The following is a 12237-nucleotide window of genomic DNA, read 5'->3' on the forward strand; positions in this document are numbered from 1 at the left end:
GAGCCATAGTGGCATCGACTTCGTCCACCTAGCGGGCGAAGGAAGCGGTGGTAGTCTCCGCAGCCACAGGCGCCCCGTCCTTGAGGGCGTTGACACGGCATTCGCCCGAGCAAGATGCCTCTCCTGAGTTGACGGACGAAGGCCCCACCGTGCTCTATATCTGCCTACTGCTCTGGACGGGATTAACCACCATGCGTCAGTTTGCTGGGGTCCAGCTGGTTGTGTTGGCGGCGCTCGGCCCATGCTTGTTTGGGGCGGCTACATCGGCTTTAGCACAAGGGGCAATTCCAGTCTTTTCGCAGTCCGGGCCTGATGCCGCGGCTTATGGTATTGCGCAAGGCTATCCGGTTGCTCAGCCACTCAAGCGACAGAGTAATATGGTCGGCAACTACAGCCATGCCGATCAGCTCAAGCCGACGCATCTGGTGGCCGCATCCGGCCAGCCATCGTCGCTCTCGCGCGCTTCTCAGGAACTAGCGCTGACCTACACCTTCCAGGGACAGCGCCACACGATCCAGGACTACCTGGACCGCAACCCAACGACCGGCCTGCTGATCGCGCGGGACGACACCATCCTGTTCGAGCATTACCAATACGGTCGCACCGACCATGACCGCTTCTATTCGCAGTCTATGGCCAAGACGATCACGGCCATGCTGATCGGCATCGCGATCGACGAGGGCGCGATCCACTCCATCGACGACACTGCGCAGACCTACGTGCCGGAACTGACCGGCACTGAACTCGGCCGCACGCCGATCCGCGCCTTGCTGCACATGAGTTCCGGCATCCAGTTCAGCGAGGATTACAGCGGCTCTGACGACGACGCCACGCTGAACCGGCTGCTGTTCGGGCCGTCTGACGTGTCGACCGTCCAGGCAGTATCGCGGTTCAACACCCGCGTCAGCCCGCCCGGCACCCTTTGGCACTACGCCAACACCGATCCGGAAGTGCTGGGTTTGGTCCTGGCCCACGCCACGCACATGACAATGTCAGCATACCTCCAGAGCCGCATTTGGCAGCCGATGGGAGCGGAGGCCGACGCGAACTGGATCGTGGACCACACCGGCCAGGAGATCGCCTACTGCTGCTTCAACGCGACGCTGCGGGACTACGCGCGCTTTGGGCTCATGCTCGCGCATGATGGTGCCTGGAACGGCAGACAGATCGTTCCCCGGCAATGGGTGCTGGACGCGACGCAGCCGGTGACGGCCGGGTCTCCCCTCGCGGTGGAGCAGAAGCCGCATCCCTGGGGGTACGGCTATCAGGTCTGGCTGATGCCCGCCCCCCGGCGGACCTTCGTCATGGAGGGTATCGAGGGGCAGCGCATCTTCATCGACCCGGCCACGCACCTGGTGCTCGTGCACACCGCGGTGCGCTTGAAGCCGGTCCGAGATGTCGGCGAGTCGGAGTTGATCGCGGTATGGCGGAGTTTGCTGCGGACAGCGGACGCACCTTAAGCGTGTTGTCCGTTTCCCCCGAGCGGCCGCCCAGTCGGTCCGCTTTGGGTATGCCCTTCACGTACCGCCCTCACGCCGGTTCACTTTCCGAGCTTGGCCGTTTCAAATTGAACTGGTAGGATGTGAACCATCCTAACCGAACTCAGCGGTCCTCCCATGTTCGTGCGTGCCTACCTCCGCGCCTCCACCGACGACCAGGATGCGTCCCGGGCTCGGGCCGACCTTGAGCGCTTCGCCACCGAGCGCGGCCTCACCATCGCGGCGAGCTACGTCGAGACCGCCTCGGGCACGAAGCTCGCCCGGCCCGAACTCTTCCGCCTTCTCGGGGATGCCCGCCCCGGCGACGCGCTGCTGGTGGAGCAGGTGGACCGCCTCTCCCGCCTCACCGCCGAGGACTGGGAGCGCCTCAAGGCCGAGATGGCCGCCCGCCACATCCGCGTCGTCGCCATGGACCTGCCGACCTCCTGGCCCATGGCGAGCGCGCCGGCCGACGCGTTCACCGCCCGGATGTTCGATGCCATCAACGGCATGATGCTCGACATGCTGGCAGCGGTGGCGCGCAAGGATTACGACGACCGGCGCCGCCGGCAGGCCCAGGGGCAGGCGAAGGCCAAGGCGGCGGGCCTCTACCGGGGCCGGGCCGAGGACGTGAAACGGAATGCCGGCATCGTCGCTCTGCTTCAGGCGGGGAAGTCCTGGTCCTCGATCCAGGCGGCTACGGGATGCAGCCGGGCGACCATCGCGAAGCTGGCCAAGCGCGCGAAGGTGGCGGAGACGGACGCGGCGGCGTGAGTGGTGCCGGGCCGGCTGCGACGCCGCAACCCCGCCTGCGGCGGGGTCCTCTGCTTCGCTGCGGCCCTGTGGGTGCCCCGCCGCAACCGACCCGACAAGGGCTGACCGTGCGGCTCCGCCGCGGGGTCCGCACGGGTCGTGCGGTTGCCCAACGACTGGTTGCGACCCGGAGCAGCCGTCCTGAATGTCTGCCTCTGGGCACGCTAACTCTGGTATCCGATGCCGACGCCGCCGCCGCGCTTTCGCCATTAGGTCCGAGACCGCATCGCCGCAGAGTGGAGGATAGCCCTTGAGCCAAACCCCTGATGATGAGCCGCCCGTCGCCCTTGTGACCGGGTCCACCTCCGGCATCGGGGCGGCAATAGCTCGCCGGCTGTCCAGCGATGGCTACGCGGTCGTGTTGCACTCGCGCAATTCTGCGGACACGGGACACGCGCTTGCCGCCGAACTCGGGAAGGCCGCCTACGTCCAGGCCGATCTTGCCGATGACGCCGACAGGGTCAGGCTGGTGCGGCAGGCCACCGCCCGCTGGGGTCGTCTCGATGTTCTGGTCAACAACGCCGGCATCAGCCGGGTCATCCCTCACGCCGACCTCAAGTCCGCCTCGCCGGCGGTCTGGCACGAGCTGCACGAGGTCAACGTGGTGGCACCGTTCCGCCTCGTGGCAGAAGCCGAAACCGCCTTGCGGGCTGCCGCCCGGCGCGGTCGGCCGGCCTGCGTCGTCAACGTCAGTTCGCATGCCGGGGTCAGACCCAAAGGCGCATCGATCCCCTATGCCGCATCGAAGGCGGCGTTGAACCACATGACCCGTCTGCTCGCTGTATCGTTAGCCCCGGACATCCGGGTGAATGCCGTCGCCCCAGGCTTGGTGGATACCCCCCTGACGGCGGATTGGACGGCCGCCCAGACGCTGTGGCGGGAGCGTTCGCCCATGCGCCGGGCTGCCAAGCCGGAGGATATCGCCCAGGCCGTCGCACTGCTGGCGGTGTCGGACTATCTCACCGGGGAGATCTTGCTCTCAGATGGAGGTTTGAACCTCACGTAGTGAGAGTGGAGCCAAGAACCGCTTTCCGGCCATGAGGTGAAGACCGCTCACCACCCTCAAGAGAATTCGACTGATGCACCGAGGCTGGCCGCATCGGCCTCTTCGAGGATGGCGTCGAGGTCGATGACCGCTTCCATAGGGCTGGGGCCTATCGGTGTCACGAAGGGTAGGTCCGGGTCGAGGTCTTCGAGACACGGCAGGGCTTGGCCCGGTGCCGCGCGCGCGAGACCGAGGGCCCAGGCCAGAACCAGCACGGGACGCGTCTCGATCCCCAGGCGTTCCACGAAGGCGATGAGGTCCGAGTGTGCCGCCCCGGCCAGGAACCGCCGGCTCAGGGCCGCGGCGTCGCCTCGGCACGCAGACGGTTCCGGCCGCAGCAGGAGGCCGGCCCGGTCGAGGAGCCGCCCGACCGCCCGCCGCTGCATCGTCGTCGTGCGCGTGAGGAACAGGTGCCGGAGCGCCGCCCGCTTCTCCACGGGCTCAAGGTCGCGGCGCGCGAGGATGCGCCCGCAGGGGGCCAACGTGAGGCGCAAGAACGCCTCCGCCTCCGCATCCCATCGGATCGCCTCCGTCGCCGCCGGTGTCGGCATCACGCTCGCGGTCATCCCGTCGTCTCCCCCTGTTCAGATGCCGTCAGGGTGCCGGGGGGCCTCGCAGGCTGCAAGGTGATACCGGGACCCGGAAGGTCACGCAGCCGGTCGAGGTGGCCGTTTCCTTCGTCTGTATCGCGCGAGAGGGCACGCCTCATCCCGGTGTTACCTTGCCGAATCGTGGCGCGCGCCGATGCTGTCAGGAAAGCCCCGAAAGCCAGCAGTGTTCGGTATGACCGAACAGCCGGCCAAGGGGGCTGAAGCCCCCTGTGGAACCCCCGCCATGGCGTCCGATCCGACCCCGCCGGCCCTCTGTGAAGTCGTGACCTTCAAGCTGCGGCCGGAGGAGCGCGCGAGGCTGCGCGAGACGGCCGGCGCCCTCGGCCTCGGCCCCTCGTCCTACGCCGCGGACGTGGTGCGGAGCGCCCTCGGCACCGAGCGCCGCCGGCCCCTCCCGTCGCCCCGCTCCGCCCTCGCCGAGGCCGTGCGGGACGCCACCGGCTCCCTCGGCCGGGTCGGCAACAACCTCAACCAGCTCGCCCGAGCCGCCAACCGCGGCGTGGCGGTGCCGGCGGCGGAGCTGGCCACGATCCGCGCCGCGCTGGCTGCCATCGACGCCCGGCTCACGGCGGCCGCGGAGGCGTGATCATGCAGCACGTCCGTCACGGCCGCACCGCACGCGACGCCAAGAACCTCGCCCGCCATCTCCTCCGCCGCGAAGGCAACGCCAGCGTCGAGGTCGTTTCCATCGTCGGTCTCGCAGCCACGGACCTGTCGGGCGCCCTGGCCGCGATGCGCCGGCTCGCCCCGCGCTCGGCCTCGGCCGCTTTCCACCACATCAGCCTGTCGCCGTCGCGATCCTGCGCGGCCGAGGACCTGCGCGCCGATGCGGACCGGGTGCTGCGGGAGATGGGCGTGGATCCCGCGGCGCATCCGCATGCCCTGGTCGTCCATGGCAAGACCTCGGTCGCGGGCCGGGCCCCCTGCCACGCGCACCTCGTCGTGTCCCATTGGGACCTGTTCGGGCAGGCGCTCGCCGATGGCTGGCTGCACCTGCGCCTGGAGCGGGTCGCCCGGGAGATCGAGCACGACCGGGGCGAGGCCCTGACGCCGGGACGCCACGACCGCGCCGTGGCCAAGGCTCTGCGCGCCCGAGGCAGGCCCGAGGTCGCCGAGGCGCTTGAGGCCGCCACCGCGGGCGGGCCGCCACGCGCCGCGACGACGCCCGGGGCGCGCCAGCGGCTGCGCCGGGCCGGCGTGGACGACGTTGCGGCGCGGGCGGCGGTCAAGGCGGCGTGGACCGGAACGACGGGCGCGGCGGATTTCCGCGCGGCTCTCGCCGAAGCCGGCCTGTCCGTCGCCCAGGGTGAGACGCCGGGCGTCTGGATCGTCACCGCGGCCGGGGGCGCCGTCGTCGGCGCCCTCGACCGAATCGTGAAGCAGCGGCGGGCCGTCGTGGCCGCCCGTATGGAGGAGACCGACGATGACCGCACTGACCCCGCCCTCGTCCCCGCTGCCCCCGAGCCAGGAGATCCTGGCACGGACCCGGACCATCGACCAGCGCACGGACCGGCTCCTGCCGCTCCTCGACCTCTTGGAGGAGCGGGAGGGGCCGAGCCCGCTGGAGGCCCTGCGCGAGACGCTGGTGGACATCCTGGTGGCCCAGCGGGAGGCGGGGGACCGGCTCTCCCGGATCGAGGGGGCGTTGCGCCTGCCGGCTCAGCCCTCGCGCCCGGCCGGGGCACCCGGTCCCGCCGGGTCCGTGAAGGGGCCGCCGCGCGCCTCCTCGCCCGCGGCCTGAACACCGTCACGATCCGCGAGGAAGCGGCCCGGCGCTACCTCGCCCGGCGACTGGCGGAACTTGAGGCCATCTACCACCGGGCGCGCCAGGACCGCGAGGCGGCACGGGCGCCGATCCCGGAGCCGGCCGCGGTGGCCGAGGCCCGTGCCCGGGAAGCGAAGGCCCGGGCGGTCGAGCGGCAGGCCCAGACGGAGGCCGAGGCGGCGCGTGTCCGCCGCGACGCGCTGGCGGCCTCGACGCCGACCGGCTGGCGTCGGGCTTGGTGGTGGGCACGCGGCCGGCTCCGCCCCCATCAGGCGGCCCTGGCGAAGGCGACTGTGACCGCCCGCGACGCCACCGACATGGCACGGGTCCATTCCCAGGTGGCGAACGGCATGACGTTCGGGGTCGGGGTGGAGGAGGAGAATGCGGCGCGGCGGCGGCCTGTCGAGGTGCAGCGTCGGCGGCAGGCCGAGGCAGCGGCGACGCTCACGATGGACCGGGCGGCGATCGCCGCCGACCTCCTGCGCGCGGACCCGATGCGCGGCGCCCTCTCGGTTCCGGACCTGATGCGGCAGGCCGAGACGGAGCGCCGTCGCAGAGAGGCCGCCGAGGAGACCCGCGAAGCCTTGGAGGCCGTCAGCAGCGGCCCTCGCCTCGGGCCACGTTGACCGAGCCCAGGTCGGCGGTCCACATAGGTGATACCGGACCGTTCCGAGCGCTTCCTAACCTTCGGGCCGCTCGCGAAATCGGAATCTGGCTGGGAGTCCTGGCGCCCCAGCCAAATTTCCCAAGGAAAACAGGACTTTCGGGGCCGAGGCTGTGCGGGTCCACCGGAACGCGCGGTGTCGCCCCGCGTCACGAGAATCCGCACGGTCCCGAACGGCCCGCGGGCCGTCCGGCGCCGGTGCTCCGCACCGTGAGGCCGAGACGACCGCTGTGGAGAGCGAGACCGCGACGGCTGAGCCCTTCACGATCCCGACAGGCCACCACGTCGACGTGGCCGAGGCCATCGAAATGCGCTCTCAGGCGACGAGCCTCCGCGCCGACGCTGCGCCGCATGTGGCCGAGAGCGCGATCAACATGAGTTTCCCGAGGACGACATGAGCGACGTGCCCGATCCGAAGCGGAAGACGATCGCCGACAGCGTGCTGGTTCGTCTCAGCACGTTCGCGCTGGGCATCGGCCTGTACGACGGCATCGCCCGGAGCATCGTCGAGAAGGCGGTCGCCGACATGCCGGAGGCCACCGTCGAGCAGATCGCGGCGGCGGCGCGGATGATGATGCTGTTCGTGTCGGGTTGAGAGCGGTACATGGCCGGGACAGCGACCCTGCTGGCGTATCCGGTGAAGGGATGACCGCGTGATCCTGCCTCCCCTCCGCCGGACCGCGGCCGACGCGCGGACGGTGGCCACCGTCGCCCACGACGGCCAGGTCGACAAGGGCGGCAGGCCGTATATCGAGCATCTTGCGCGCGTGGCTGCCGGCGTGCTCGGGCTGTCGGAAGGGTGCCCGTTCTGGTCCGACCTGGAGCGGGACGAGGCGCTGCAGGCCGCGTGGCTGCACGATGTGGTCGAGGACACCCGCTACGAGTTCGGCGACTTGGCCAAGGAGGGATTCAGCGACAACGTGCTGACCTCGGTCGCCATGCTGACGAAGCCCGGAGGTCGCGTCACCTACGCGGCCTGGATCAACAACATCGCGAAAGTGGGCACCCTCCGGGCGACCCTCGTCAAGCTCGCCGACCTTGAGGACAATTCGGATCCCGGGCGTCTGGCGCTCCTGCCCGCGGAGACCCGCGAGCGGCTTCATCTCAAGTACGAGCCGGCCAAGGCAATCCTGCGCGCGGCGGCGGCGGCGAAGGGCTGGCTCGGTTCACCGACGACGGTCGAAGGCAGCGGGCCGCGTTAGCCCAGCGCCTTGCCCATGCGGCGAAGCTTCGCGCGACCGGCGCCGTCCCGCTGTCACGGCCGCGGCATGCGCGGCGACCCGCGCCGCGACACCCCTGATAGCTCGGCGCCGAACCTCCCGCGCGCGTGCACCGCGACAGCGAAGCCGCCGTCGACGGTCAGATGGAGAAGCCGCTCGTCCATCTCGGTCAGCATGGGGGCGGGCTTCACGCGATCGACCAGCCCGTCACCGATCGAGGTCGGCCAGACGACGTGCACCTCCCGGAATGTCTCGGCGAACAGGATCGTCAGCATGAACGGCGCCCGGTGGCCGAAGCTGTCCCCGAAGAGCAGCGGCCGCCCGCGATCAAGACCCGGACAATCGAGGGAAGGTCAAATCATCCTCTTCCTAGATCGTAGACGTGCGCCAGCGCACGCGATTTACAATGCTCGCGGTTCGCGCGCGGATGAAGAGCCGATCATGTGAACGTTAATACAAGGGGCCTCGATCTCTGGGGGCATCGCATGAGCCGCACATATCCGAACACTCGCAAGGGGCGAGCTTTGCTGTTCAGCCGTCAAGCTGAGCCGACCATTCGGACGTCGGATCTGGTGGGAGCCACGGCCGGGGTCGCACTCTTGGGCGGCCTGTGCTTGCTGCTCGTGGCCCTGCTCACGAGCGAGGCCCAGGGGTTCACGGATCTCACGTCGATCCTCACGGACAGCTAGAGTAATACCCGACCCTATTGCGGCCGGACGCGCGTCCGCTTCCGAGCCGCGTGACGGTGTCGCGCATCCCGGTCAGGCTGCCGCACGTCGCGCGGGTGGCACCGCTCCCGCGGCGCGGGTCCCAACGAGGCGCCCGGTTCCGGCAGCGGCGAGGCCGCGGGTTCCAGGTCCCGGCCGTTCGTCCCGCCCCGACCCGCCTCGGCCCTCGACCGCGCGCCGGATTCCTGCACGATGGGCGATCGGGACGCGCGGACACGGGCGGCGCCCGCCGCCCTGGCGCGGGACAGCACTCCGGAAGACCATCGCGGCTCGGCGGGAGGCGGTTTCGCGGCGCCCGAGGGGCACGCGGCGATCGCCGACGGCGGTTCGCACAGGCGTTCGGTCGGAAGAGCGTTGAATCGCGGCCGCCATTCGGAAAGGCTCGCTCCGCCCGATCCGCATCGCCCCTCGGAGGTGAAGACCCTGTGCCGCACGCGACCGAACTGATCGCCATCATCGCCCTCGGGCTGACCCTCGCCTTCATCTGCGGGATGGTCGCGCAGCGCCTCAGGCTGCCGCCGCTGGTCGGGTACCTGGTCGCGGGCGTCCTCGTCGGCCCCTACACGCCGGGCTTCGTGGGCGACAGCAACCTCACGGGCCAGCTCGCCGAGATCGGCGTCATCCTGCTGATGTTCGGGGTCGGGCTGCACTTCTCGTTCAAGGACCTGATGGCCGTGCGCGCCATCGCCCTGCCCGGAGCGGTGGTGCAGATCGCGGCGGCGACCGCCATGGGGATCGGCCTCGCCTTCGCCTGGGGCTGGACCCTCGGGCAGGGCCTGGTCTTCGGCCTCGCCCTCTCCGTCGCGAGCACGGTGGTCCTGCTCCGCGCGCTGGAGGAGCGCGGCCTCCTCGACACGGACAACGGCCGCATCGCGGTGGGCTGGCTCATCGTCGAGGATCTGGCGATGGTGCTGACCCTCGTGGTCCTGCCCGCCCTCGCGCCCTCGCTCGGGGGCGAGGGCCGGGGCCTCGGGCACGGCACGGCCCACGCCCTCACGGACCTCGTCGCCCAGCTCGTCGGACCGGAGTACGCGCAGAGCCTCGCGCTCACCGTCGTTCTGACGCTCGCCAAGGTCGCGGTCTTCGCGGGGCTGATGCTGGTGGGCGGACGCCGCTTCGTGCCCTGGCTGCTCGACCAGGCGGCGCGCACCGACTCGCGGGAGCTGTTCACCCTCGCGGTCCTGGCCCTGGCCCTGGGCATCGCCTTCGGCTCGGCGGAGCTGTTCGGGGTCTCCTTCGCCCTCGGGGCCTTCTTCGCCGGGATGGTGCTCGCCGAGTCCGATCTCAGCCATCAGGCGGCCGCCGATTCGCTGCCGCTGCAGGACGCCTTCGCGGTCCTGTTCTTCGTGTCGGTCGGGATGCTGTTCGATCCGGGGATCCTCCTGCGCGCGCCGCTCTCGGTCCTGGCGGTGCTCGGCGTCATCATGGTCGGCAAGTCCCTCGCGGCCGTCGCCATCGTGCTGGCCTTCCGGCACCCGCTCGGCACGGCCCTGACGATCGCCGCGAGCCTCGCCCAGATCGGCGAGTTCTCCTTCATCCTGGTATCGCTCGGCCTGTCGCTGAAGCTGCTGCCCGAGGAAGGCCGCAACCTGATCCTGGGCGGAGCCCTGCTGTCGATCACGCTGAACCCGCTCTTCTTCGCCCTGGCAGCGCGGATCGAGCAGGTCTTCGCTGACCGGCCGGACCTTGCCGCCCGCTTCGCGCGCAAAGGCGCGGCCGACGTCGCCATCTCGGGCGGGGAGCCGCCGCGACGGGACCACGTCGTGATCATCGGCTTCGGGCGCGTCGGCAGCAGCATCGGCGCGACGCTGGAGACCTGGGACCTGCCCTACGTGGTGGTGGAGCGCGACCGGCGCCGCGTGCTGGCCCTGCGCGCGGCCGGCACGCAGGCCGTGTTCGGCGACGCGACCGCGCCCGGCATCCTCGAGGCGGCCGGTATCGGCACCGCGCGCCTGCTCGTCGTCGCCACGCCCGACGCGCATCAGGCCCGTCGCCTCGTTGAGGCCGCGCGCGCCGCCAACCCGGGGATCGACACCGTGGTCCGCACGCACAGCGAGGCGGAACGTCGGCATCTCGAGGAGGACGGCGTCGGCCTCGTGCTGATGGGCGAGCGGGAGCTGGCCCTCGGCATGTCCTTCTACGCGCTGCGCAGTCTCGGCGTGCGCGAAGGCGAGGCGCGCGTCTTCATCGATACGGCGCGCGCGGAGAGCCGGAGCGACGCGGAGGTCACCGTCGGGCCGGTGAAGGGGACCCCCGAGCTGCGCCATCAGCACGACCGCGACGGGGCGGACCTGTCGTGACGCGGGACCGCGGGGGCGGCCCGGTCGTGGCCGCTCCCACACGGGGCAGCGGCGGATGTCGGCGGCCGGGGGGCCGCCGTCAGAGGTAGCTCAGGACCGGCGATGTCGAGGCCCGCTTCAGGCGCACCATGGCGCGGCACGCCAGCCAGAGGGGAACGCTCACGGCGGCCGCGACGAGCCAGAGCGCGAGGGGCGAGCCGGCCTCCACCCGTCCCGACGCCCCGGCGAGGCCCAGCGCCACCGCGCCGTCGTAGAGGACGCGCAGCAGCGCGAGGTGGAGCAGGTAGAAGAACAGCGGCGCGCCGCCGAAGACGCGCAGGCCGCCGAGGAGCCGCTGCGGCATCACCTCGAACAGCGCCAGCAGGCCGAGACCGAGGCCGAGGGTCAGCAGCAGGAAGTCGGCCGAGGGCGGGTACTTGGTCAGGTTGACGAAGGACAGCACCGTGGCGAGCGGCGTGGCCCCCGCCTGCCACGGCACCGGCTCGCCGTAGCCGTTGAGCCCGCGCAGGACGAGGAAGCCGACCAGGGCGGCCGCCCCCAGCCCGAGGAGCCCCGCGCGTCGGCGCGCGGCGTCGACACCGCCGGCGAAGAGCGGCCCCAGGGCGTAGCCGGCCGCGATCACGCCGATCCAGGGCAGGAGCGGGTACGAGGTCCGCGCCAGCCCGCCCCAGGGCAGCGCGATCATCCCGCGCTGGTGCAGGATCGACCAGAGCACGTAGCCGGGCTCGTCCGCCCGGATCGCGACCCCGTCCAGCAGGTTGTGGCCGAGCATGAGCGCCAGGGCCCCGGCCATGAGGGCGGCCCGCGGCAGCCAGAGCAGGCCGGCCAGCGCCACCATGCAGAGACCGATCACCCAGATCACCTGCAGGTACAGGATCGGCGGCCGGACGCTGCCGGCCCAGGCGAAGTTGACGAGCGTCACTTCCAGCAGGATCAGCAGCAGACCGCGCTTGAGCAGGAAGGCGGCGGTCGCCCGCGCGCCGTGCCTCTGCCCGTAGAGGCACGCCGAGAGGCCGGTGAGCAGGACGAAGACCGGCGCGCAGAGGTGCGAGGCAGCCCGTGTCAGGACCAGGTCGGGCGGCGTCGCGGCGAGGTCCATCGGGTCGCGGACCTGCGCGTGAAGGTAGAAGAACTCCCGCACGTGGTCGACGAGCATCAGCAGCATCACCAGCCCGCGCAGGGCGTCGATGGAGCCGACGCGCCGCGATGCCGCCGGACCGCCGGGCGCGGCGGCGGGCGCCCAGGACGATGCGACCATCAGGAGCGCGCCACCGTGCCGAGGGTGCCCCGCGGGGGAGCGCCGATGTCGGCTCGGACACCGCCGGCGATCGCGCGGAATGCCGGCGACCATCGAGCGGCGCGGTCCTGGCGGCGGCTCGCACGGGCACCGGCCTGCGCGCGGAGGGCCTGCGGATCGGTGATCAGGACGTTCTCCTGCGCGAGGGGCCGTGGCGCGTCGGTCGCGCCGCGGCGGGTGACGGGGTCGAGCGCGATTTCGGTCTCGTACCCGAACCCGGCCTCGGGGCGAAGGGCCGGCTGTCCCCGTCGATGCCGGTGCCGGACCGGAAGGAAGCCGCCTCGCCGTGTCGGGGGCACGACGGCCAGCCGGCCCG

Annotated in this window: 12 protein-coding genes; 9 read left to right on the top strand and 3 right to left on the bottom strand. The window is 71.2% G+C overall.

Annotated features, from left to right (window positions below):
* Window positions 1-377: 377 nt before the first annotated feature.
* The 3 genes from ABIC30_RS20815 to ABIC30_RS20825 all read left to right on the top strand — a co-directional run bounded on the left by ABIC30_RS20815 (window position 378) and on the right by ABIC30_RS20825 (window position 3297).
* Window positions 378-1460: a serine hydrolase domain-containing protein gene (locus ABIC30_RS20815; RefSeq protein ID WP_354456047.1), complete on the top strand. Its 1083-nt coding sequence runs from the start codon at window positions 378-380 to the stop codon at window positions 1458-1460.
* A gap of 156 nt (window positions 1461-1616) precedes the next feature.
* Complete coding sequence (locus ABIC30_RS20820) at window positions 1617-2252, top strand: recombinase family protein (protein WP_354456048.1); 636 nt, start codon at window positions 1617-1619, stop codon at window positions 2250-2252.
* A gap of 289 nt (window positions 2253-2541) precedes the next feature.
* Complete coding sequence (locus tag ABIC30_RS20825; RefSeq protein ID WP_354456049.1) at window positions 2542-3297, top strand: SDR family NAD(P)-dependent oxidoreductase; 756 nt, start codon at window positions 2542-2544, stop codon at window positions 3295-3297.
* Window positions 3298-3353: 56 nt separating this feature from the next.
* On the opposite strand, the gene ABIC30_RS20830 is transcribed toward ABIC30_RS20825, so the two are convergent.
* Window positions 3354-3902 (bottom strand): hypothetical protein, encoded by a 549-nt coding sequence (locus ABIC30_RS20830; protein ID WP_354456050.1) that lies wholly within the window; start codon window positions 3900-3902, stop codon window positions 3354-3356.
* A gap of 268 nt (window positions 3903-4170) precedes the next feature.
* On the opposite strand from ABIC30_RS20830, the gene ABIC30_RS20835 reads away from it, so the two are divergent.
* The 5 genes from ABIC30_RS20835 to ABIC30_RS20855 all read left to right on the top strand — a co-directional run bounded on the left by ABIC30_RS20835 (window position 4171) and on the right by ABIC30_RS20855 (window position 7578).
* Window positions 4171-4533 carry a MobC family plasmid mobilization relaxosome protein gene (locus ABIC30_RS20835; RefSeq protein WP_354456051.1) on the top strand — a complete coding sequence of 121 codons (363 nt, stop codon included), beginning with the start codon at window positions 4171-4173 and terminating at the stop codon, window positions 4531-4533.
* 2 nt (window positions 4534-4535) lie between these two features.
* Window positions 4536-6338, top strand: a complete 1803-nt coding sequence (locus tag ABIC30_RS20840) for a relaxase/mobilization nuclease domain-containing protein (RefSeq protein ID WP_354456052.1) — start codon at window positions 4536-4538, stop codon at window positions 6336-6338.
* 268 nt (window positions 6339-6606) lie between these two features.
* Entirely contained in the window at window positions 6607-6774 is a 168-nt protein-coding gene (locus ABIC30_RS20845; RefSeq protein WP_354456053.1) for a hypothetical protein, read from the top strand.
* A complete protein-coding gene (locus tag ABIC30_RS20850; protein WP_056532440.1) occupies window positions 6771-6971 on the top strand; it encodes a hypothetical protein in 201 nt (66 codons plus the stop codon). The genes ABIC30_RS20845 and ABIC30_RS20850 overlap by 4 nt, the downstream gene beginning before the upstream one ends.
* 58 nt (window positions 6972-7029) lie before the next feature.
* Window positions 7030-7578 (top strand): HD domain-containing protein, encoded by a 549-nt coding sequence (locus ABIC30_RS20855; protein ID WP_091680362.1) that lies wholly within the window; start codon window positions 7030-7032, stop codon window positions 7576-7578.
* Between the two features lie 53 nt (window positions 7579-7631).
* Here ABIC30_RS20855 and ABIC30_RS20860 read toward each other — a convergent pair whose 3' ends face one another.
* Window positions 7632-7871, bottom strand: coding sequence for a hypothetical protein (locus ABIC30_RS20860; protein WP_354456054.1), 240 nt, complete (start codon window positions 7869-7871; stop codon window positions 7632-7634).
* 878 nt (window positions 7872-8749) lie between these two features.
* On the opposite strand from ABIC30_RS20860, the gene ABIC30_RS20865 reads away from it, so the two are divergent.
* Window positions 8750-10624: a cation:proton antiporter domain-containing protein gene (locus ABIC30_RS20865; protein ID WP_354456055.1), complete on the top strand. Its 1875-nt coding sequence runs from the start codon at window positions 8750-8752 to the stop codon at window positions 10622-10624.
* Window positions 10625-10703: 79 nt separating this feature from the next.
* Here the strand turns inward: ABIC30_RS20865 and ABIC30_RS20870 are convergent, their stop codons facing one another.
* Complete coding sequence (locus ABIC30_RS20870; protein WP_020092183.1) at window positions 10704-11882, bottom strand: acetyltransferase domain-containing protein; 1179 nt, start codon at window positions 11880-11882, stop codon at window positions 10704-10706.
* Between the last annotated feature and the right edge of the window lie 355 nt (window positions 11883-12237).

It is taken from the genome of Methylobacterium sp. 1030 (genome assembly GCF_040544715.1).
In the GTDB taxonomy this organism is placed as follows: Bacteria; Pseudomonadota; Alphaproteobacteria; order Rhizobiales; family Beijerinckiaceae; genus Methylobacterium.